Consider the following 22,128-nt stretch of genomic DNA (forward strand, 5'->3'; position numbering starts at 1 on the left):
TTGCAATTTGCGAGCGCTGGCGAAACTGCGATCGGCCGGACGCCAAAGCTGACACTTGCAGAAGCTTGCGACCGGACTTAGTCTCATCCGACGGGGAATACGCAGGCTCCCCGTCAGACGGCCCGCCCGTCCAAGCTCTGCGCAACACTCGATTTGTCGAGAGATTGCGCATGGACGAACCAAGGGCGGCACTTCTCACTCCCGACATCGAGCCTCTCGACTCCTTTCGCGGCGCGTGGCGCGCAAAGCCGTCGAACGTCGCGCTGCTGTACGCGGCCCGTGCAGTGCGCGGGCTTGGCGACGGCTTTGCCGTCATCCTGCTGCCGGCCTATCTCGTCGAGCTGGGTTTCTCCCCTTTCCAGATCGGCGTGATCGCCACCGGCGCCCTGCTGGGGACTGCGCTCCTCACGCTGGGCGTCGGCTGGCTGGGATTTCGCCGCGGACTGCGCGGCCTGTTGCTCGTGAGCGCCATCGCGATGATGCTGACGGGTGCATTGTTTCCGCTGGCCCAGTCGTTTCCTCTCGTCCTCACCCTGGCGTTCGTCGGGACCATCAATCCGTCGGCCGGCGACATCGGGACCTTCGTGCCGCTCGAGCACGCGATGCTGGCGAGTGACGCCGCCCACGGTAGCAGGACCCAGGTGTTTGCCCGTTACAGCCTGATCGGCGGCCTGTCGTCGGCCGCGGGCGCGCTGCTCGCGACCCTGCCGGATGTCCTGGTCTCGCTCGAGCTTCCGCGCCTCTCGGCACTGAAGCTGATGTTTCTGGTCTATGCGGGGCTGGGCCTTGTCGGCGCGAGCCTGTACCTGATGTTGCCGAACAGCCGTCCTGCAATGGACCGGGGATCGAAGGTGGCCGCGCTGGGGCCGTCGCGAAAGATCGTCTACCGGCTGGCTGCGCTGTTCAGCGTCGATGCGTTCGCCGGCGGCTTTGCCGTGCAGTCGCTGGTCGCGCTCTGGCTGTTCGAGCGTTTCGAGATGTCGATCGCGGCGGCGAGCCTGTTCTTCTTCTGGTCCAACACGCTCGCCGCCTTCTCCTATCCCGTGGCGGCGCGGCTGTCCCGGCGCTTCGGCCTCGTCAACACCATGGTGTTCACGCACATCCCGTCGAGCATCTGCCTGATCGCGGCAGCGCTGCTGCCGGACCTGACCGGCGTGCTCGTCCTGCTGTCGATCCGCGCCGCGCTGTCGCAGATGGACGTGCCGACGCGGACGTCCTACGTGATGGCGGTGGTGACGGCCGAGGAGCGTCCGGCGGCGGCGAGCGTCACTGCGGTGCCGCGCAGCCTGGCGTCGGCGATCAGCCCGACGCTCGCCGGTGCCATGTTCGCCACCAGCTTCTCCGGCCTGCCGCTCGTCATCTGCGGTGCACTCAAGATCGGCTACGACATCGCGCTGCTGCTGTCGTTCCGACACATCAAGCCGCCCGAGGAGGCTTGAGCGAAACGGTCGAGGGAATTCGCGCGGCGATCTGCGGGCCCGCAAAAATAACTGGCGACGTGTGGGGCCATCACCAGCGCCAATGCGAGCAGACGCGCTTGAATGCAATTTAGGTAGATTATTGCTGAAACGCGCGTCGCGTGCATTCGCCCGGGCCCTGGAAATCGCAGGTTTTGGAAATCGGCTGAGCCACCTGATGTAGGGAGTTGCGATCATGCCGCTAAAGCAGGTGCAGACGGATCAAAATCCCGCTCGTGACGACGTCCCGCAGCCGCGCGCGTCGGGAGCAGCATCTTCGATTGGATGGGAATCAGCGTAGTCTTGGCATGAGCAGGCCGTCCGCGGCATGCCGCCGAACGGAATGCAGCCGGGAGCATCGACCATGCCGCACGCCAAGCCCGCGCAGGAATCCGACCTTGCCGCGCTGCTGGCGCTGTTTCGCGTGTCGGATGTCAGTGCGGCCGCGGAGGGAAGCGCAGCCGAGGCGATCTGGTCGGATATCCTGGCGCGCGACGAGTTCGCCGTGTTCGTCTCGGCCGCCGACGGCGGCATCGTCGCCACCTGCATGCTGATCACCGCGCCCAATCTGCTGCGCGGCGGGCGGCGGCATGGTTTTCTCGAGAACGTGGTGACGCATCCCGACCATCATGGGCGCGGCCACGGCCGCGCCGTCGTGGCGGCGGCCCTGGCGGCCGCGTGGGCGAGGGACTGCCATCACGTGCTCCTGCAGAGCGGCCGCAGGGATCCCCGCGTGCATCGGTTCTACGAGGCTTGCGGGTTCGAGCCCGGGCTCAGGATCGGCTACGTCGCGCGGCGGCCGCGCGAAACCGGCAAACCGGACGACTTGGCGCAGTGATGCGCTACCGCGCAAACCTCGCTACCAGCTCGACATGCGGCGTGTGGCGGAACTGGTCGACCGGTACGACGGTCTCGATCCCATAGCCGCCGTCGACCAGCAGCCGCGCGTCGCGGGCAAAGGTCGCAGGATTGCAGGACACCGCGACGATCGTCGGCACGCGGCTCGCGGCAAGCTTCAGCGCCTGCGCCTGCGCGCCCTGGCGCGGCGGGTCGAACACCACCGCGTCGACATCGCGCATCTCCTGCGCCACCAGCGGACGGCGGAACAGGTCGCGCGCCTCGGCCTTGATCGGTTTCAGCCCGGGCGCATGCGCCGCCTTCGCGAGAGCTGCGATCGCGCCGGCATCGCTGTCGAAGGCCGCAACGCGCGCTTTCTCCGCGAGGCGGAGCGCGAACGGACCGACACCGCAGAAGAGATCGACGATCTCCTTGGCGCGGCCGATGCGCTCCTGCACGAGCGCCGCCAGCGTCTCCTCGCCGGCCACCGTCGCCTGCAGGAACGAGCCCGGCGGCAGCACCACTTCGGCGCCGCCCATGCGCAGCGACGGCGCGGCGCGCTGCAGCACCAATTCGCCATGCCGCGTCAGCCGCGCCAGACGATGCTGCTCGGCGACCTCGGACAGCGCCGCAACGATCGGCGCCGGCAGCGGACCGGAGCCGCGCACGTCGACATCGAGCCCGGTGTCGGTCGCGGTCACCTGGATGTCGAGCGGCTTGGTCGCGGCCATCCGCTTCATCAGCGGCTCCGACAGCGCCCAGGCCGCCTCGATCGCGCCGGCCAATCCGGGATCGAGGATCGGGCAGCGATCGATCGGAATCACGTCATGCGAGTTCATGGCGGCGAAGCCGACCTTGAGCACCTCATGGGTGCCGAGCCGGCCGTGCAGCGTGATCCGCCTGCGGCCTGCGCCATGGGCATCGATCAGCGGCGCCACCTCGCATTCGAGGCCGGCCTGCCGCAAGGTCTCGACCACGATGTTGCGCTTCCAGGCGCTGTAAGCCTCGCTCCGCCAGTGCTGGATCGCACAGCCGCCGCAGAGACCGAAATGCTTGCAGAACGGGGTGACGCGCTCAGGGCTTGCGACCTCGACCGCGAGCAGATGCCTGCGGTCGGGATGATTGCCCGCGACGTGCTCGACCTCGACGGTCTCGCCGGGAAGGGCGTAAGGCACGTAGACCGGCTCGCGGGCGTCGAGCGAGACGCCGTCGCCGCGATGGCCGACATGGTCGATGGTGAGGCGTTCAACCACGGCGTGCGCCCAGGAAGAATTCGGCATTGCCGTCGCCGCCCTTGATCGGCGAGGCGAATACCTCGATGTCGGTGCAGCCGAGCGAAGCCGCGAACGCCGCGATGTCGTCGCAGACCTGCCGATGCACCGCGGCGTCGCGGATGACGCCGTGCTTGTTGTGTTCGCGGCCGGCCTCGAATTGCGGCTTGATCAGCGCCAGCAGGTGCATCGGCGCGGCGGCCAGCGATAGCGCCACCGGCAGCACGCTTTTCAGCGAGATGAAGCTGACGTCGATGACGACGATGTCGGGCCGCGCCGGCAGCCGCCTGCCCTCGAAGTTGCGGATGTCGGTCTCCTCCATGGAGACGATTTTTGGATGGTCCTGCAGCGAGGGATGCAGCTGACCGCGGCCAACGTCGACGGCAAACACCAGGCTTGCGCCATTGGCGAGCAGCACCTCGGTGAAGCCTCCGGTGGAGGCGCCGACGTCGAGGCAGACATGATCCTCGATCGCAATCGGATAGCGCTCCAGCGCGCCCGCCAGCTTGACGCCGCCGCGCGAGACGTAGGGATGCGCGGGCTCGGCCCGGATCACCGCGTCCTCGTCGATGGTCTCGGACGGCTTTGCCACCGGCTTGTCATTGGCGATGACGAGGCCGGCCTCGATCGCCGCGCGCGCCCGCGCCCGGCTCTCGAACAGGCCACGCTCGACCAAAAGGACATCCGCGCGCTTGCGGGCAGGGGACATGTCGTCTCTCCGGGACCTCGTCGCCTTATATACGCAGCAGCTTCGCTGCCGCCATCCTGACGCAGGTCTCGAACGCGGCAAGATCGTGCCAGACGTCCGCGGAGGTTCCAGCTGGGCTCACCAGCGGAAAGCCGTGCAGCTCCAGCGCGTGGATCATCATCAGATTGTCGGTGAGGCCGAAATCCTCAACCGTCAGGCCATGGGCATCCGCCAGGCTGCCGCCTTCGGACGTCACGCCGCCGCCGCGCGCGACGCGGTCGGCATAGGCGGACGGATCGTTGGAATAGGCGAGGCAGAGCTTGCCGCGCCCCGCCATATAGCCGAGCTCATAGACCGTGCCGGCATCGGCGCCGGGGCCGCGAAACGGCGTCAGATTGGCGATGACGGCTGCGGCCTCGTCCATCATCGCCTCGTTGCCGGCAAAGATCTGCCGCGAGGCGTCGTGCGCGGCAAGATCGATTTCGTTGTCGAGGGGATAGAGGCCGGTCAGCCCATGCGCCGCGCAGATCGCGGCCTTGCGCCGCCCGATCTCGATCGCATCCGGCAGGAACACGTCGGGGCCTGCCAGATAGATTTTCATGGATCACCGTGGTGCGGCGTCGGCGGTTGACCTCTCCCCGGAGAGGAGAGGTGAAGCAAGCGCGTCGACGAGGTTGCCTGCCGAACGATCAAGCCAGCTTGACGGTCTCGGTCTTGACGTCCTTGCCGAGCGCCTCGAACACTTTTGCGACGATGCCCTTGGCGTCGAGACCGGCGCGGGCATACATCGCGTTCGGCGTGTCGTGGTCGAAGAACACGTCGGGCAGCACCATCGAGCGGAACTTGACCAGCCCCGAATCGAGCGCGCCCTGGTCGGTCAGGTACTGGGCGACGTGCGAGCCGAAACCGCCGACCGAGCCTTCCTCGATCGTGATCAGGATCTCGTGCTCGCGGGCGAGCTTGAGCACCAGCTCGGTGTCGAGCGGCTTCATGAAGCGCGCGTCCGCGATCGTGGTGGACAGGCCGTGGGCGGCAAGCTCGTCGGCCGCCTTCTCGCATTCGGCGAGCCGGGTGCCGAAGGAAAGCAGCGCAATCTTGCTGCCCTGGCGGATGACGCGGCCCTTGCCGATCGGAAGCGGAACGCCGACCTCAGGCATCTCGACGCCGCGGCCTTCGCCGCGCGGATAGCGCAGCGAGCTCGGTCGATCGTTGATCGAGACCTGGGTCGCGACCATGTGCACGAGCTCGGCTTCGTCGGAGGCGGCCATGATCACCATGTTGGGGAGGCAGCCGAGATAGGCATTATCGAACGAGCCGGCATGGGTCGCGCCGTCGGCGCCGACGAGGCCGGCACGGTCGATGGCGAAGCGCACCGGCAGGCTCTGGATCGCGACGTCGTGCACGACCTGGTCGTAGCCGCGCTGCAGGAAGGTGGAATAGATCGCGCAGAACGGCTTGTAGCCCTCGCTGGCGAGGCCCGCCGCGAAGGTCACCGCGTGCTGCTCGGCGATGCCGACGTCGAAGGTGCGGTCCGGGAACGCCTTGTTGAAGATGTCGATGCCGGTGCCGGACGGCATCGCGGCGGTGATGCCGACGACCTTGTCGTCCTTCTCGGCTTCCTTGACGAGGCTCTGGCCGAACACGTTCTGATAGGCCGGCGCGTTCGGCTTGGCCTTGGCCTGCGTGCCGGTCGCAACGTCGAACTTGACGACCGCGTGATACTTGTCGGCGGAGGCTTCCGCCGGCGCATAGCCCTTGCCCTTCTGGGTCACGACATGGACCAGGATCGGTCCGGTCTCCATGTCGCGGACGTTCTTCAGCACCGGCAGCAGGTGGTCGAGATTGTGGCCGTCGATCGGGCCGACGTAGTAGAAACCGAGCTCCTCGAACAGCGTGCCGCCGTCCATCATGAAGCCGCGCGAATACTCCTCGACGCGGTTGGCGCGGTTGGCGATGATCTTCGGCAGGTGCTTGCCGAGCTGCTTGGCCGCTTCGCGCAGCGAGCGATAGGTCTTGCCGGAATAGAGCCGCGATAGATACGCGCTCATGGCACCGACCGGCGGGGCGATCGACATGTCGTTGTCGTTGAGGATGACGATCAGGCGCGAATTCATCGCGCCGGCATTGTTCATCGCCTCATAGGCCATGCCGGCGGACATCGCGCCGTCGCCGATCACGGCGATCACGTTGTTCTTGCCGCCGGAGAGGTCGCGCGCCACCGCCATGCCGAGGCCGGCGGAGATCGAGGTCGAGGAGTGCGCGGCGCCGAACGGATCGTAGTCGCTCTCGCTGCGCTTGGTGAAGCCGGACAGGCCGCCGCCGGTGCGCAGCGTGCGGATGCGGTCGCGACGCCCGGTCAGGATCTTGTGCGGATAGGCCTGGTGGCCGACGTCCCAGATCAGCCGGTCGCGCGGCGTATCGAAGATGTAGTGGATCGCGGTGGTGAGCTCGACCACGCCGAGACCCGCGCCGAAATGACCTCCGGTCACGGAGACGGCGTCGATGGTCTCCTGTCGCAACTCGTCGGCCACCTGCCGCACCTGCTCGATCTTGAGCTTGCGCAGGTCTTCCGGAGTCCGGATGGTGTCGAGAAGCGGCGTCTTGCTGTATGCGTTCACGGCGATTTCCAATTTTTCAGGCCGGAAGGTGATCCCGGCGCGAGATGGGTTTGCTCAATATCGGCGCAGCGAGTCCGGAACTCACCGGGGTCCCCTGCGCGGGACGAAGCCCGATTTCAAAGCCTAAGTGCGCTCCGGTTCAGACAATGTGATCGGCATCACTCTGCTTGGCTTCACCCGTCCCAGCCAATTTCCTTAGCTATCTGAAGTACTTGCCGCCAGCAAAAACGTGCTTACGGAATACTTGCAAAAAGCCATAGTCCGCAAAGCATTACACCAAAGCAAGGTCCAAAGCCAACCCGTAGGACCCGGCAGGGGTATCGAGGTGTGCCCCGGGGACGACGTGGTTAACCGCGGCTGCGGGCGGGCGGTTCCATTTCGCCGAGATCCTGGGCAGGATTTTGGCTGCGGGAGGCCGCATTCTCCAATCTGCGCCAGGCGAATTCGCGCGCCGCCGCGTCGCCGGTTGCCACCGCAAGCGCCGCGTCCGGCATCGCCGTGCGTTCCCGCAAGGGAACAGGGCCGCACACGATCATGAAGAAGTCGTAGGCGTGCGGCTGCTCATTGGCCATTACGAACTGGAAGTGGATGCGGAAGAACTTCCAGCGGAACAGATTGTAGTGCTCGGGCGCGACGATCTCGCGGAAGCGCACAGGCACGATGGTGGGGTTGCGCCTGGCCGCGCCCGCGTCGATGCCGTGGGCGGCGATCGGATCGAACTGGAAGAAGTTCATCACGTCCTTGCGCGCCTGGCAGTCGATCCAGTCGATCGACGGCTCGACCGCGAGATCGCGCAGATGATCCCGGAAATCCTGCGCCGCGGCGTGGTAGCCGACGATCGGATAGTTGCCGCCGAGGGTGAGCAGCACGATGCGCGGGCCCTGCCGCCCGAGCGCCGGATCGCGCTCGAGCGCGCGCGCCAGGATCTCGGTGGCGAGGAACGAGCCGGAGGAATGTCCGACCAGCACGATCTCCTCGGCGTTCGAGGCGCGCGCTACCTTGCAGAGATACTCCGCGAAGCTGTCGATCCGCTTGTCCCAATCGGGCCGCCTGCGATGGGAGAACTCCCAGGTCCAGATCGTGTCGCAGAGCAGATAGAGCAGGTAGGTCTTCTCTTCCGTGTATTTCAGCGCGGTGCCGAGCAGCGCGACGAACAGCGCAACGGCCGCCAGCACGCCGTAGAGAGCGGGAATGCCGAGCGCGCCGAGTCCCTTCTGGACCAGCCAGGCGATGCCGGCCGCGCACAGCGCTTCGGCGAGCAGCATCAAATGCGGATAGGTGATGAAGGTCGCGAACCGCCAGTTCGCCCTGGCAAAGCGCGCGATGGTGCCGCGGAACACCAGCCGCCAGTAGATCCACACCGCCTGCAGCACAGTGGTCCAGATCGGCTGGGCGAGGTCGCGCTGGATGAAATCCTCGAAGCGCAGGAAGTCGTAGGTCGTCCGGGTCTGCCAGCCCTGCGCCTCGTCCCTGGTTTCGATGCTCCAGGACGCGATCTCGCCGTCGCTGACGCCCTGCGGCCGGCTCACGGTGGTTGCGAGCTGGTAGAGCCGGCCGAACTTGCGCAGCTCGGTGCGGAACATGCGGTAATACTGCGCCAGACCGCGCGGATCGTAGCCCTGCACGTAGATGATATGGCGGTTCTGAACGCGCACTGAACCCGTGATCCCCGCGACCTGCCTCATGCTTCCCCGCGGAGCCAGCCGAGGCCTCTGTCCCTCTTGAGGCGTTTTCGACGCACACAACCCATACGCGGCTTTGGCCTGCCGGCCCAGCCGTACCCAGTCTCGCGCCGCTCGTCATCGGGACTATAGCAGGCTGCGGGATAGGCCAAGAGCTATTTCGCCCGGAGGCTGCGCGGCCTTTGGGCGCATTCCCTTAATGTTCTGAAAGGCTTGGCGATATTTCCGGGGCCGCTACTGCACGTCGAGCGGCGCGGTGCCGGTGGCCTGGCCGCTGGCGTCGGTGGTGATCTTGTCGACGCGGGCCTCGGCCTGGCGCAACAGCTCCTCGCAGCGGCGCTTGAGCGCCTCGCCGCGCTCATAGATCGCAACCGACTCTTCCAGCGGCACCTTGCCCTCCTCGAGCCGTTTCACGATCGTCTCGAGTTCCTCGATCGCGCGCTCGAAAGACAGTCGGGTGACGTCGACTTGGGTGTTTTCGGCCATATCCGTTTCCGATTGCCCGCCCGCTTGTGGAACGCGCAGGCTACAGTTTTGTTGCGGGCTTAATGTGGCGGGCGTCTCATGCGCCCATCAGGGCGCTGACGTGCGCCGTGACCGATTCTTTCAGCCCCTGCAGATCATAGCCACCCTCGAGTACCGACACAATTCGTCCTCCCGCCGTCCGGTCGGCGAGGTCCATCAATTGTCGGGTCACCCAGGTGTAGTCGTCGCCGCGCAGGTTCAGCGAGGCCAGGGGATCGCGGAAATGCGCGTCGAAGCCGGCCGAGATGATGAGGAGTTCGGGTGCGAATGTCTTCAGCTGCGGCAGAATCAAATTCTCGAAGGCCGCGCGGAATTCCGCGCCGCCGTCCTCGGAGGCGAGCGGCGCGTTGACGATGGTGTCGTGGTCGCCGCGCTCGCCGCGGGCGCCGGTGCCCGGGAACAGCGGCATCTGGTGGGTCGAGCAGTACATCACGGTCGGGTCCGACCAGAAGATGTCCTGCGTGCCGTTGCCGTGATGGACGTCGAAATCGACGATGGCCGCGCGTTTGATGCCGTATTTGCGCTGGGCGTGCCGGGCGGCGATGGCGACGTTGTCGAAGAAGCAGAAGCCCATCGGCTTGCCGATCTCGGCGTGATGTCCGGGCGGACGCACCGCGACGAAGGCGTTGCGGTACTCGCCCGCCATCACCGCGTCGGTCGCGGCGACCGCGCCGCCGACCCCACGCATCACCGCTTCCCAGGTGCCCGGCGACATCGAGGTGTCGCCGTCGATATAGACGAGGTCCTGGCCGCTGCCGGGTGCGATGTGGCGCAACTCGGTGACGTAATGCTCGTTGTGGCAGAGCATGACGAGGTCGAGATTGCCTTCCGGCGCCTCGTCGCGCGCCAGGAACTGGAAACGCTCGTGCGACAGCGCCTCGTCCACCGCGCGCAACCGGTCCGGCCGCTCCGGATGGCCGGGCGGCGTGACGTGGTCGAGGCATGCCTTGTGGGTCAGGAACAGCGTGCTCATCAGGTCGTGCTCACAGGGTCCGGCTGTCACCGTCGCTTGGCGCATCCTGCGCCAAAACGCAATGTAAGAGTTTGGCAGAGCGGAGGGAAGGGTAGTCCTGCACCGGCCCGTGTTGATCGCGCTCAGTTCAACCGGACGATGCGCGAGGGGACGAGCGGGGAGATCGGGCCATTCACCCTGAAGAAGGCGAACAGCGCGTCCGCGTCGTAGACGCCATACTGCCGTAAATTGCCGAGCCTGGCGACGGTAAATCCGTCGCCGCCGCCGGCGAGATAGTCGTTGAGGGTCACCCGATAGCCGGTGTCGGGATCGATCGGCTTGCCGTGTAGCGTCATCCGTTCGGGCAGGATGCGCTCGCCGAACGGTCTTGCCGCGTCCCAGGCGTAGCTGAATCCGTGCGAGACCTGCAGGATCCGCGGTCGCTTCAGATCCAGCCATTGCTGCTCCAGCATCTGCCTGAGCTGGCGGCCGGTGAGCGTCAGCGTGACGAGCTGGTTGCGGAACGGCTGGCTCGCGAACAGCTCGGCGAAGGTCACCCTGCCGTCCTGCCGGTGTGCGATGTCGGTGCGGATGCCGCCGGGATTGGTGACGGCAATCACCGCGCCGCCGTCTTTGCCGTTGGTGGTGGCGGCGAGCTGGGCGTCGGCGATGATGTCGCCGAGCACGCTCTCGCCGGCCGCGTTCGGGATGCGGGAGAGGGTTTGCGTCACGGCGCCGGCCGGGCGGTTGGCGATGGGACCTGCGAGCCTGTCATAGGCTTCGATCAGCGCGGTCTGGTCCGGATCCTTCGCCAGCGAGGCATTGGCCACGATGACGTTCTCGGCCTTCGCGCCGACCACGTCGCGCGTGACGGGGTCGAGCTTGAGGTCGATCGCGGTCACCAGCGTGCCGAACTTGTCGCCGCTGGTGACGAGCCGGCCGTCGATGTTGCAGACATAGGCGCGATGGGTGTGGCCGCTGACGACGACGTCGACCGCGCGGTCGAATTTCCTGACGATGTCGACGATCGGGCCGGAGAGGCCGGGGCATTCATTGTAGTCGCCGGCGGGATCGCCGCCTTCGTGGATCAGCACCACGATCGCTTCGACTCCGCGCGCCCTCAATTCCGGGATCAGCGCGTTCACCGTTTCGGCCTCGTCGCGAAATTCGAGGCCGGCGATACCCGCCGGCGCGACGATCTGACCCGACTCCTTCAGGGTGAGCCCGATGAAGGCGACCGGAATACCCTCGAACTCCCTGACCTCGTAGGGTGGCAGCACGCTTTTTCCGGTCGCGGTCACGATGGTCGAGGCCGCGAGATAGTGAAACTTGGCGCCCTCGAACGGATGCGGCCCCTGGCAGCCGTCGACCGGATGGCAGCCGCCGTTCTGCATCCTGAGCAACTCGTCCGTGCCTTCGTCGAATTCGTGATTGCCCACGGAGGCGATCGCGAGCCCCATCATCGACATCGCTTCGATCGTCGGCTCGTCGTGGAACATCGCCGACAGCAGCGGGCTCGCCCCGATCAGATCGCCGGCCGCGACGAAGATCGTGTTCCTGCGGCCCTCGCGCAGTTGCCTGACCAGCGTCGCCATGTATTCGGCGCCGCCGGCCGCGACCGTAACCTTCCTCGTCCGGTCCTCCGGATCGTCGATCCGGATGCCGCCCGGGTCCGGCCGCAGGGTGCCGTGGAAGTCGTTGATCGCGACGAGCCGCAACTCGACCGGTGCGGCGCCTTGCGCCGCCGCAGGGACGGCGCAGGCGAGCAGAAGCGCAAGGGCGGCGGCGAGCCTCAATGCTTCTTCCGTGCAAAAAACGCCTTGAACGCCGCCACCGCCTCGGCCGAGCGCATGCGCTCGCCGAACAGATGGCTTTCCTGGTCGATCCGGCGGGTCAATTCCTCAGCCGGTAGCCGCAGCAATTTGCGCGAGATCGCGACCGCTTCGGCCGGCAGCTTGCAGATGTCGCGCGCCACCTTGCGCGCCTCGGCCTCGGTATGGCCGGGCGACACCACCATGTTGACCAAGCCGGCGGTCTGCGCCTCCTCGGCGGTGAAGCTGCGCCCCATCACGAGCATGGCGAAGGCGCGCTGGTAGCCCATCGTGCGCGGCATCAGGAGGCTGGAGGCGCCCTCCGGCACGAGACCGAGATGGATGAAGGGCGTGGAGAAGGTCGCATGCGTCGAGGCCAGCACGTAGTCGCAATGGAACAGCATGGTGGTGCCGATGCCGATCGCGATGCCGTCCACCGCCGCTATGATCGGCTTGACGTTGTGCGCCAGCGAATACAGGAATTTGATCGCGTTGGAAGCGCGCGGCGTCTTCGATTCCGACGTGCCCTCCTTCAGGAACTCGTCGAGATCGTTGCCGGCGGTGAATACGCCGGAGCCGCCGGTGATGACGATGCAGCGGGTATCGGGATTGTTCTGCACCTTGTCGATGGCGTCGCTCATCCCGCGATACATGTCCTGGCTGATCGCGTTCTTCTTGTCCGGCCGGCGCAGCGTGATCACGCGCGTGGCGCCCTCGTCGGTGACAATGATCTGGCCGGTCATGCTGGATGTCCCTGCAGGGCGAGCGGCATCGTTGCCGCTGGCGAGTCTCGTCTCGCTCAGCCTACATCATCCCGCGGGGGCGCCAAGCCTCCAGACAGCCTCCAGACGCCGATTTTGCCGGTGACGCAGTGACGCGCGCAAGCTTGCGGGACCGCTCTCATGCCAGCATGATGGCGCCCTCGCGGTAGCCCGGATGGAACGCAGCGAAATCCGGAACCGCGACATCCCGCATTCCGCTTCGCTGCATGCGGGCTACGACCGATGGTGGGGGCCGCGACCTCAGCCCAGCAGCACCGCATCCGCCGCGGCGACGGAGTCGGCCGCGTCCGTCACCGTGCGCTCCAGCGACGTTGCCTGCACGGTGATGTTCTCGGCGAAGAAGCGCGCGAGCGAAACGTAGCGCGGCGCGTCCGCGTTGCCATCACCTTTGGCAGCGAGCGCCTCGGAGGCGAGCATGCAGCCGCCGAGGGTCGCGCCGAACTGCTGCAGATAGGGCGTCGCGCCCGCAAGCGCGTCGTTGGGCGCGTTGCCGAGCCGCTCCAGCAGCCACTTGCTCGAGCGCGCCAGCGAATCCAGCGCCTCGCGCAGTTTTGCGCCCGTGGTGCCGAAGGCGGGGTCGTTGGAGGTCTCGACGCGGCCGACGATGGCGGAGAGTTCCGACAGCAGCGCCCACACGGCGGCGCCGCCATTGGCCGCGAGCTTTCGCGTCACGAGGTCGATCGCCTGGATGCCGTTGGTGCCCTCGTAGATCGCGGTGATGCGCGCGTCGCGATAGTGTTGGGCCGCGCCGGTCTCCTCGATAAAACCCATGCCGCCATGCACCTGCACGCCGAGATAGGCGACCTCGTTGCCGATGTCGGTGGAATAGGCCTTTGCAATCGGCGTCAGCAGCGCGGCGCGCGCAGCAGCATCGTCGCGTACCTTGGCGTCCTTGGCGCGCAGCGAGACGTCGAGCGCGACCGCGGTCGCGTAGCAGATGGTGCGCGCGGCCGCCGTCTGCGCCCGCATCCGCATCAGCATGCGCTTGACGTCGGGATGGACGAAGATCGCGTCCGAGCCTTCGCCGGCCTTGCCGACGGCGCGGCCCTGCCTGCGCTCCTGCGCGTAAGCGAGCGCCTGCTGATAGGCGCGATCGGCGACGCCGACGCCTTCGAGCCCGACGCCGAGGCGCGCCTGGTTCATCATGGTGAACATGCAGCGCATGCCCTGGTTCTCCTCGCCGACCAGAAAGCCGATGGCGCCGCCATGGTCGCCCATGGTCATGGTGCAGGTGGGAGAGGCGTGCATGCCGAGCTTGTGCTCGATGCCCGAGGCAAAGATGTCGTTGCGCGCGCCGAGCGAGCCGTCGGCATCGACCATGAACTTGGGCACCAGGAACAGCGAAATTCCCTTGGTGCCGGGGGGCGCGTCCGGCAGCCGCGCGAGCACCAGATGCACGATGTTGTCGGTCATGTCGTGCTCGCCGTAGGTGATGAAGATTTTCGTCCCCTTGATGCGATAGCTGCCGTCGCCCACGCGTTCGGCGCGGGCGCGCAGCGCGCCGACGTCGGAGCCGGCCTGCGGCTCGGTGAGCTGCATGGTGCCGGTCCATTCGCCGGTGACCATCTTTTCGAGATAGATTTTCTTCAACTCGGCGCTGCCGTGGGCGTCGAGCGCCTCGATGGCGGAAGCCGTGAGCAGCGGGCAGAGCCCGAAGGCGACGTTGGCCGCGCTCCAGATCTCGGTGCAGGCGGCGTTGATCGCGAGCGGCAGGCCCTGGCCGCCGAAATCTTCCGGCCCCGACACCGCGTTCCAGCCGCCGTCGGTCCAGCGCTTGTAGGCATCCGGCCAGCCGGGCGCGGTCGCGACCCTGCCGTCGTCGAGCGTGATGCCGTGCTCGTCGCCGACGCGGTTGAGCGGCGCCAGCACGTCGGTCGCGAACTTGCCGGCCTCCTCGAGCACGGCAGCGGCGATGTCGGCGTCGAAATCGCCGTAGTGGCCGGCCTCCATGGCGGCCTTCAGGCCCGCGCCGTGGTTGAGCGCAAGCAGCATGTCGTTGATCGGCGCGCGGTAGGTCATGGCAGGGCTCCCGACGAATGGATTGAGCCGTCATCCCACGAAACGGCGGAGGTCTCAACTGCTGGTGGGGCGGGCATGGAGCGCCCGGCTGGACCGGCTCGGGGGCGCGGCGCCACTCCTTAATTATATTATGGGGACGCCACTATAGGACGGAGCGATGACCGCGCCGTCGCCAAATCGCCCCCGCGGGCGGTTGAAATGGCCCGCATCTCTCTGTAGACCGGCTGCGCCGGCGAGATTCCGCGGTAGTCCGTTGTTCCGGCGGCCTGTTGGGGCGTAGCCAAGCGGTAAGGCAGCGGATTTTGATTCCGCCATTCGGAGGTTCGATCCCTCCCGCCCCAGCCAGCTGGTGGTCGATATTGCCTATCAATGCGAAATCGGCCGCCGCGGCGCCGTGAACGTCACCCACCTTGCAGGGAGTTTTGACTTGTCGAAGTCGCTTCAGTCGGTTGAAGGAAGATTCGCCGTCTTTCGTCGGTCTCGCTGATCTCTTCGCGCGCGAGCGGCGAGGGTGGCTTCGTCGGCATCGCGGCAGTCGCCATGCGGCGCCGCCCGTCGAACTGCGGCGGTTGTCGCTGCGAGGGCAGCACGGAGTCTCGAAAGCGTTCGTTGCGCGCGACATCGCCTGGCAGCCTGGCAGACAGGCGTCCGAGAGAGCCGGCTTTCCGAACATGGCTTTTGTGTAGCGAGCCAGAACTTTCCTTCTCGGTGCCCCGTCCAATCCGCAGTGGATTTTGATCTTGCTGGGGGTGTGTCGCAATCGCCCTGGAGCTAGGATCAGCCATCAACATCGTCGCAAGACAACCCTGTCAGACCTCGAACGCAGGGTGCGTCGATGAAATCGATGCACCCTAGCTGCGAGGCCCGCCGTGAAACCGAACAAAGAAGCCAAGCTTTCTCGCACTCACGCGCCCGTTGATCTATCAACGGCCGATTGGCAGCGCCGTCTGCGTCGCCAGTTTGGCCGCGAGCAATCCTTTGTGCTGGAAAATCTTGGCTCGGACCCGATCTTCTCCGAGTTTCGGGTCACCAACCCCAGCTCGAAGTCGGCTTATCGGGTGGCGGTGCGGGGCCTCGGGCCAGGAGGCAATTTCTGCTCATGTCCAGACTACGCAAGCAATGAGTTGGGGACCTGCAAACACCTCGAGTTCACACTCGCCCAGCTCGAAAGAAAGCGAGGCGCGAAAGCAGCGTTCGCACGGGGCTACCAGCCGGCGTTTTCCGAATTGTACTTGCGCAATACGGGCAGGCGTTCAGTGCACTTCCGTGCCGGGACCGATTGTCCGCCGGCCGTGAGGCTGGCCGCCGACCGCTTGTTTGACATGAAGCGCGATGGAATCCTCGCAGACGACCGGTTGGGCGAGCTCAAGCGCTTCATGACCTTGGTGTCGGAGAGTGGTCACGAGTTTCGTGCCTATGACGATGCCCTCGATTTCATTGCTGGAAGACAGGACGCCGATCGTCGAGCGTCGAAGCTCGAGCGATTGTTCCCGCGCGGTGCTGCCGACCCCAAGTTGCGAAAACTGCTCAAGGTAGTGCTTTATCCCTACCAGGCCGAGGGCGCGCTGTTCGCGGTTAGGACGGGTCGAGCGCTGATCGGCGATGACATGGGATTGGGCAAGACGATACAGGCCATCGCCGCGATGGAAATACTGGCCCGCCATTTCGGCGTATCGCGGGTCCTGGTGATTTGCCCGACGTCGCTCAAATACCAATGGCAGAGCGAAATCTCTCGCTTTTCCGGGCGGCAAGGCAAGCGCGCGGCGCGCGTCATAAGTGGCGGGCGAGCGCAACGGCAGAACGACTACGGGCTGGACGATTTCTGCAAGATTACGAATTATGAGAAGCTGCAGCCCGATCTCGACCTGATTGCCGCCTGGGCGCCTGAACTGGTCATCGTCGACGAAGCTCAGCGTGTAAAGAACTGGAACACGGTTGCCGCGCGAGCCTTGAAACGCATCGACAGTCCGTATGCGATCGTCTTGACTGGCACGCCCCTGGAGAACAAGCTGGAGGAGCTGATCTCGATCGTGCAGTTCGTCGATCAGCACCGGCTGGGCCCAACCTGGAAGCTCTTGCACGAACATCAGGTCAAGGACGAGGCCGGCCGCGTCACCGGTTACAGGGGGCTGGAGAAGATCGGCCAGACCCTGGCGCCGATCATGATCCGCCGGCGAAAGTCGGAGGTGCTGCAGCAACTGCCCAGCCGGACGGACCAGAACGTGCTGGTGCCAATGACTGAGCCGCAAAAGCTCTATCACCAGGAAAATGCGGATACCGTGGCGAGGATCGTCCAACGCTGGCGCAAGACCAGGTTTCTCTCGGACAAGGATCAGCGCCGTTTGACTTGCGCTCTCCAGAACATGCGCATGTCCTGCAACAGCACCTATCTGCTGGATCGGCAGACCGACCATGGTGTCAAGGCCGACGAACTGGCCGCGCTGCTCGAGCAGTCGTTTGCGACGCCGGAGGCCAAGGCGGTGGTCTTTTCGCAATGGACGCGGACCCACGACATCGTCATCCGCCGCCTGGAGGCGCGTGGGATCGGCTATGTGAGCTTCCACGGCGGCGTGCCGTCGGAGAAGCGGCCCGAACTCATCGGCCGCTTTCGCGACGATCCCGCCTGTCGCGTGTTCCTGTCGACCGATGCCGGCAGCACGGGTCTCAATTTGCAGCACGCTTCGACACTGGTGAACATGGACCTGCCATGGAATCCGGCAGTGCTCGAACAACGCATCGCGCGCGTCCATCGGCTCGGCCAGGCGCGGCCGGTTCAGGTCATCAATTTCGTTGCGAAAGGCTCGATCGAGGAGGGCATGCTTTCGGTGTTGGCGTTCAAGCGCTCGTTGTCGGAAGGGATCCTCGATGGCGGCAACGGCGAGATCTCACTCGGCGGGTCGCGGCTCAACCGCTTCCTGAAGGATGTCGAGAGCGTCACGGGAACCATGGGGGCCGGCGAGGCCATCTCTCCTGCAGAGGAGGCAGGAAGGATCGACGATGCCGCCAGCGGGCCGTCGGCCGGAGCGGTCGACGCGGATCCGGTTGCCGATGCCGACGAGATGGCGGCCGCGCCGGCCGGCGAAATGGGGCAGATGCTGCACGGTGCATCTCCCGATCCGTGGCAGGCGCTGCTGCAGATGGGCGCACAGTTCATCGGCGCCCTTGCGGCCTCGAACGGCTCCGGCCCTCCCGCACATTCATGGATCGAGCGTGATCCGCACACCGGCGCGGAGAATCTCAAGCTTCCGCTGCCGTCACCGGAGATGGTGAGACAACTGGCCAATGTGCTTTCCGCAGTAGCGGAGCATTTGCGTGGCCGCTAGGTCCGATCCGCAATGGAGGGCTGCCTTTCATGAGAGCGCCGAGACTTGGTTCTCGATTCTCCCAGCCCGCTGCCGGCGTGCGGGCGTAGGCTCGACGAGGGAGATGCTTCCTTAATCACGATCAATCGATCCCCCCGGCTGCCGTGGGTATCGAGAGCCGAATTGAACAGACCGAATGGCTGGCCAGTTGCGTGAGTCCTTCGGCACGTTGCATCAAGCTGGCGGCGGGATCAGTAGAAAGTTCAGGTGGGAAAAGATATGCTGGCAATATATAGTTTAGAAGTCGATGAACTTGAGATCTCCGACGCTGGGCCGCGGTCGCACTGTTGATCCAAATCAAGGCCTTGAAGCTCGAATCTGCATCGTTGCGCTTGGACGAGTGACTTGGTCTGCAGTTCGTCGGAGAGCCTCTGAGGATACTTCTGATGGCGGCTGTCCCGCGCCTTTCTCTGCATGTGCCCGAGCCCACGGTACGCCCCGGCGGGCGGCCGGATTTCTCTCATGTTGGCGTCGCCCCTGCCGGCGAAGCGCGGCGGCCGCCGGTCGATGTCGATCCCGCGGAAATCCGCGACCTGGCCTTCTCCCTGATTCGCGTGCTCGACGAAAAAGGAGATGCGGTCGGGCCGTGGGCGGCTGCGCTGACGCCCCAACAGCTTCGCCAGGGCCTTCGCGACATGTTGCTGACGCGCGCCTATGATGCGCGCATGGTCCTGTCGCAGCGACAGGGCAAAACGTCGTTCTACATCCAGTGTCTCGGCGAGGAGGCGATTGCCTGTGCGCATCGCAAGGCGCTGGAGCCCGGCGACATGTGCTTCCCGACCTATCGGCAGCAAGGGCTCCTCATCGCCGCCGGCTGGCCGCTGGTCGACATGATGTGCTCGGTGTTCTCCAACGAGAAGGACCGGCTCAAGGGGCGCCAGCTCGCCGGGCTCTATTCGGCCAAGGAGGCCGGCTTCTTCAGCGTCTCCGGCAATCTCGGGACGCAGTATCCGCAGGCCGTCGGCTGGGCGATGGCCTCGGCGATTGCGGGCGATACGCGCATAGCCTCGGCCTGGATCGGCGACGGCTCGACGGCCGAGAGCGACTTCCATGCGGCCTTGGTGTTCGCAAGCGTCTACCGACCGCCCGTCATCCTCAACGTCGTCAACAATCAGTGGGCGATCTCGTCCTATCAGGGCATCGCTGGCGGCGAGAGCACCAAGTTCGCGGCGCGCGCTCATGGCTTCGGCCTGCCCTCGCTGCGCGTCGACGGCAACGACTATCTCGCCGTCTATGCCGTTTCGTGCTGGGCGGAGGAGCGCGCGCGCGCGAATCTCGGCCCGACGCTGATCGAATGGATCACCTATCGCGCCGGCGCGCATTCGACGTCGGATGACCCGAGCAAGTACCGTCCGAAGGACGAGGGGGCGGCCTGGCCGCTCGGCGATCCCGTCGAGCGGCTGAAGCTGCACCTGATCCGCCGGGGCGAATGGAGCGAGGAGCGCGACAGGCAGATGCGCGCCGAGGTCGATGCCGAAGTGCTGGAAGCTGCCCGCGAAGCGGAGAGCTACGGCACGCTGCACGAGGGACCCAAGCCGAGCAGCGCCAGCATGTTCGAGGATGTGTACAAGGAGATGCCCCGCCATCTGCGCGAGCAGCGCCAGCAACTTGGAGTTTGAGCCATGGCCCGGCTTTCCATGGTGGAGGCGATCCGCGACGCCCTTGACTGCAAGATGGCAGAAGACACGCGTGTGGTCGTGTTCGGCGAGGACGTCGGCTATTTCGGCGGCGTATTCCGTTGTACCGAGGGGCTGCAGCGCAAATACGGCCGCTCGCGCTGCTTCGATGCGCCGATCAACGAATCCGGCATCGTCGGGGTCGCAATCGGCATGGGTGTGTACGGTTTGAGACCGGTCGCGGAGATTCAGTTCGCCGACTACTTTTATCCTGCTTACGATCAGATCGTATCGGAGGCAGCGCGGCTGCGGTACCGATCGGGCGGCGAATTCAGCGCACCTATCGTCGTGCGCATGCCCTGCGGGGGCGGCATCTACGGCGGGCAAACGCACAGCCAGAGTCCCGAGGCGCTGCTGACGCATGTGTGCGGCATCAAGACCGTGATCCCGTCCAATCCCCACGACGCCAAAGGACTTCTGATCGCGGCGATCGAAGACGACGATCCGGTCATCGTGCTGGAGCCCAAGCGGCTCTACAACGGTCCGTTTTCGGGCCACCCGGACCAGCCGTCCGTCGCATGGTCCAAGCATCCACTCGGCGAGGTGCCGGCGGGCCGCTATGTCGTGCCGCTCGGAAAGGCGGCGGTTCGGCGCGAGGGCAGGGCGGTGACCGTGCTCTGCTATGGCACGATGGTGCATGTGGCCGAGGCTGCCGCGAGCGAGACCGGGGTAGACGCCGAGATCCTCGATCTGCGTTCGCTGATCCCGCTCGATGTCGATGCGATCCAGGCTTCGGTCGAGAAGACCGGCCGCTGCGTGATCGTGCACGAGGCGACGCTCACCTCCGGCTTCGGGGCCGAGTTGGCCGCGCAGGTGATGGAGCGCTGCTTCTATGCGCTGGAGGCACCGATCCTGCGCGTGGCGGGCTGGGATACGCCCTACCCGCACGCCGAGGAGTGGGACTATTTCCCCGGACCCGAGCGCGTCGGCCGCGCGCTCCTCGAGGCGTTGGAGGCCTGACGATGGGCGCCCGATCGATCCTGCTGCCTGATGTCGGTGAGGGCGTCACTGAGGCCGAGATCGTCGAATGGCAGGTGAAGGTCGGCGACCTCGTGCGCGAGGACCAGGTCGTCGCCGCCGTGATGACGAACAAGGCCACCGTCGAAATCCCGACACCGGTCGCCGGGACGGTCGTCACGCTCGGCGGCGCGGTCGGCGACGTGCTCCCGGTCGGTTCGGAACTGATCCGCATCGAAGCGCCCGGTTTGCCGGATTCAGCACCTCCGCCGCCGCGCAAGTCCGCCCCGCCCAAAGCAGCGGAGCCGGCTGCGCCCGCGGCGCCTTCGTCCATCCCGCGCGCCGACACCGAAGTTCCGGCTCCGCGTGCGGCGCCCCCGCCGGCCATGGCCGGTCCGCCCCGGCCACCTGGCGAAAGGCCGCTCGCATCTCCGGCGGTGCGGCTGCGCGCACGCGAAGCAGGCATCGACCTGCGCCAGGTGCGCGGCTCCGGACCCGCCGGGCGCATCACGCATGAGGATCTGACCGCATTTCTCCAACGCGGACCCGAGGCGCCGCCGCGCCCCACCGGCAAGGTGCCAAATCTCGCCGTCGAGACGATCAAGGTCGTCGGCATGCGCCGGCGCATCGCACAGAACATGGCGGAGGCGACGCGTCGCGTCGCGCATTTCTCCTACGTTGAGGAAGTCGACGTCACGGCGCTCGAGGAGCTGCGCACCGCGCTCAACGCGCAGGCTGGCGAGGCACGGCCCAGGTTGACAATGTTGCCCTTTCTGATGCTGGCGATGGTCAAGGCGATCGCCGATTTCCCGCAGGTCAACGCGCATTACGATGACGGGGAGGACATCATCCGCCGTTATGGCGCGGTGCATCTGGGCATCGCGACCCAGACGGCCGCAGGCCTTGCAGTGCCGGTGGTTCGTCACGCCGAGACGCTAAACCTGTACGAATGCGCCGGCGAGATGAAACGCGTGACCGATGCCGCGCGCCAAGGGATCGCCGCCCGCGAGGAATTGTCGGGCTCGACGATCACGCTGACCTCGCTCGGCGCGCTCGGCGGCATCGTATCGACACCCGTCGTCAACCGGCCGGAGGTCGCGATCGTCGGCGTCAACAAGATCGTGGTGAAGCCGGTCTGGCGCGACGGCGGCTTCGTGCCGCGCAAGACGATGAATCTGTCGTCATCCTTCGACCATCGCATCGTCGACGGTTACGATGCCGCGACCTTCATCCAGCGCGTGCGCGCGCTGTTGGAGCTGCCGGCGTCGCTCTTCATCGAGACGACATGATGCGCCGGTCGCTCCCTGCACATCGCGGCCCTTCGGACGCGACTCATCCCCAGGCGAAGGCGCCATGACCGATCTTTCCTGCAAGGTGCTCATCATCGGCGGCGGGCCGGGCGGCTATGTTGCTGCGATCCGCGCCGGACAACTCGGGCTCGATACGATCCTGGTCGAGGTGGACCGGCTCGGCGGAACCTGTCTCAATGTC

At 66.1% G+C, this 22,128-nt stretch carries 17 protein-coding genes and 1 tRNA gene; 8 read left to right on the plus strand and 10 right to left on the minus strand.

Annotated elements, in window-relative coordinates:
- Window positions 1-170: 170 nt before the first annotated feature.
- Together KGM94_RS05125 and KGM94_RS05130 are read left to right on the plus strand one after the other, a co-directional pair.
- The gene (locus KGM94_RS05125; RefSeq protein WP_300255591.1) at window positions 171-1,439 is read left to right on the plus strand and encodes an MFS transporter; all 1,269 of its coding nucleotides are present in this window, start codon (window positions 171-173) and stop codon (window positions 1,437-1,439) included.
- 382 nt (window positions 1,440-1,821) lie between these two features.
- Window positions 1,822-2,295, plus strand: a complete 474-nt coding sequence (locus KGM94_RS05130; RefSeq protein ID WP_300255593.1) for a GNAT family N-acetyltransferase — start codon at window positions 1,822-1,824, stop codon at window positions 2,293-2,295.
- 4 nt (window positions 2,296-2,299) lie between these two features.
- Here KGM94_RS05130 and KGM94_RS05135 read toward each other — a convergent pair whose 3' ends face one another.
- The 10 genes from KGM94_RS05135 to KGM94_RS05180 all read right to left on the minus strand — a co-directional run bounded on the left by KGM94_RS05135 (window position 2,300) and on the right by KGM94_RS05180 (window position 14,642).
- On the minus strand, window positions 2,300-3,547 hold the full coding sequence (locus KGM94_RS05135) for a methyltransferase (protein ID WP_300255595.1): 1,248 nt from the start codon (window positions 3,545-3,547) through the stop codon (window positions 2,300-2,302).
- Window positions 3,540-4,274, minus strand: coding sequence for a TlyA family RNA methyltransferase (locus KGM94_RS05140; RefSeq protein WP_300255597.1), 735 nt, complete (start codon window positions 4,272-4,274; stop codon window positions 3,540-3,542). Before KGM94_RS05140 ends, KGM94_RS05135 begins: the two co-directional genes overlap by 8 nt.
- Window positions 4,275-4,299: 25 nt before the next feature.
- The gene (locus KGM94_RS05145) at window positions 4,300-4,854 is read right to left on the minus strand and encodes a nucleoside 2-deoxyribosyltransferase (protein WP_300255598.1); all 555 of its coding nucleotides are present in this window, start codon (window positions 4,852-4,854) and stop codon (window positions 4,300-4,302) included.
- Window positions 4,855-4,942: 88 nt separating this feature from the next.
- On the minus strand, window positions 4,943-6,871 hold the full coding sequence (gene dxs / locus KGM94_RS05150; protein ID WP_300255600.1) for a 1-deoxy-D-xylulose-5-phosphate synthase: 1,929 nt from the start codon (window positions 6,869-6,871) through the stop codon (window positions 4,943-4,945).
- Between the two features lie 347 nt (window positions 6,872-7,218).
- Complete coding sequence (locus KGM94_RS05155; protein ID WP_300255602.1) at window positions 7,219-8,526, minus strand: alpha/beta hydrolase; 1,308 nt, start codon at window positions 8,524-8,526, stop codon at window positions 7,219-7,221.
- Window positions 8,527-8,787: 261 nt separating this feature from the next.
- Window positions 8,788-9,039, minus strand: a complete 252-nt coding sequence (locus KGM94_RS05160; RefSeq protein WP_300255604.1) for an exodeoxyribonuclease VII small subunit — start codon at window positions 9,037-9,039, stop codon at window positions 8,788-8,790.
- Window positions 9,040-9,115: 76 nt separating this feature from the next.
- Window positions 9,116-10,051 (minus strand): histone deacetylase family protein, encoded by a 936-nt coding sequence (locus tag KGM94_RS05165; RefSeq protein ID WP_300255606.1) that lies wholly within the window; start codon window positions 10,049-10,051, stop codon window positions 9,116-9,118.
- Window positions 10,052-10,173: 122 nt separating this feature from the next.
- The gene (locus KGM94_RS05170) at window positions 10,174-11,826 is read right to left on the minus strand and encodes a bifunctional metallophosphatase/5'-nucleotidase (RefSeq protein ID WP_300255608.1); all 1,653 of its coding nucleotides are present in this window, start codon (window positions 11,824-11,826) and stop codon (window positions 10,174-10,176) included.
- Complete coding sequence (locus KGM94_RS05175) at window positions 11,823-12,584, minus strand: crotonase/enoyl-CoA hydratase family protein (protein ID WP_300255610.1); 762 nt, start codon at window positions 12,582-12,584, stop codon at window positions 11,823-11,825. The genes KGM94_RS05170 and KGM94_RS05175 overlap by 4 nt, the downstream gene beginning before the upstream one ends.
- A gap of 279 nt (window positions 12,585-12,863) precedes the next feature.
- Window positions 12,864-14,642 carry an acyl-CoA dehydrogenase gene (locus tag KGM94_RS05180; protein ID WP_300255612.1) on the minus strand — a complete coding sequence of 593 codons (1,779 nt, stop codon included), beginning with the start codon at window positions 14,640-14,642 and terminating at the stop codon, window positions 12,864-12,866.
- A 270-nt stretch (window positions 14,643-14,912) separates the two neighbouring features.
- Here KGM94_RS05180 and KGM94_RS05185 point away from each other — a divergent pair.
- The 6 genes from KGM94_RS05185 to KGM94_RS05210 all read left to right on the plus strand — a co-directional run.
- Window positions 14,913-14,987, plus strand: a tRNA-Gln gene (locus KGM94_RS05185).
- A 524-nt stretch (window positions 14,988-15,511) separates the two neighbouring features.
- On the plus strand, window positions 15,512-17,965 hold the full coding sequence (locus KGM94_RS05190; protein WP_300255621.1) for a DEAD/DEAH box helicase: 2,454 nt from the start codon (window positions 15,512-15,514) through the stop codon (window positions 17,963-17,965).
- Window positions 17,966-18,390: 425 nt separating this feature from the next.
- Window positions 18,391-19,623 carry a 3-methyl-2-oxobutanoate dehydrogenase (2-methylpropanoyl-transferring) subunit alpha gene (locus tag KGM94_RS05195; protein WP_300255622.1) on the plus strand — a complete coding sequence of 411 codons (1,233 nt, stop codon included), beginning with the start codon at window positions 18,391-18,393 and terminating at the stop codon, window positions 19,621-19,623.
- A 3-nt stretch (window positions 19,624-19,626) separates the two neighbouring features.
- Window positions 19,627-20,640 (plus strand): alpha-ketoacid dehydrogenase subunit beta, encoded by a 1,014-nt coding sequence (locus KGM94_RS05200; protein WP_300255623.1) that lies wholly within the window; start codon window positions 19,627-19,629, stop codon window positions 20,638-20,640.
- A 2-nt stretch (window positions 20,641-20,642) separates the two neighbouring features.
- Entirely contained in the window at window positions 20,643-21,926 is a 1,284-nt protein-coding gene (locus KGM94_RS05205; protein WP_300255624.1) for a dihydrolipoamide acetyltransferase family protein, read from the plus strand.
- Between the two features lie 64 nt (window positions 21,927-21,990).
- On the plus strand, window positions 21,991-22,128 hold a 138-nt coding region (locus KGM94_RS05210; protein WP_300255626.1), incomplete at its 3' end, for an FAD-dependent oxidoreductase.

It is taken from the genome of Bradyrhizobium sp. (assembly GCF_028868675.1).
Classification (GTDB): Bacteria; Pseudomonadota; Alphaproteobacteria; order Rhizobiales; family Xanthobacteraceae; genus Bradyrhizobium.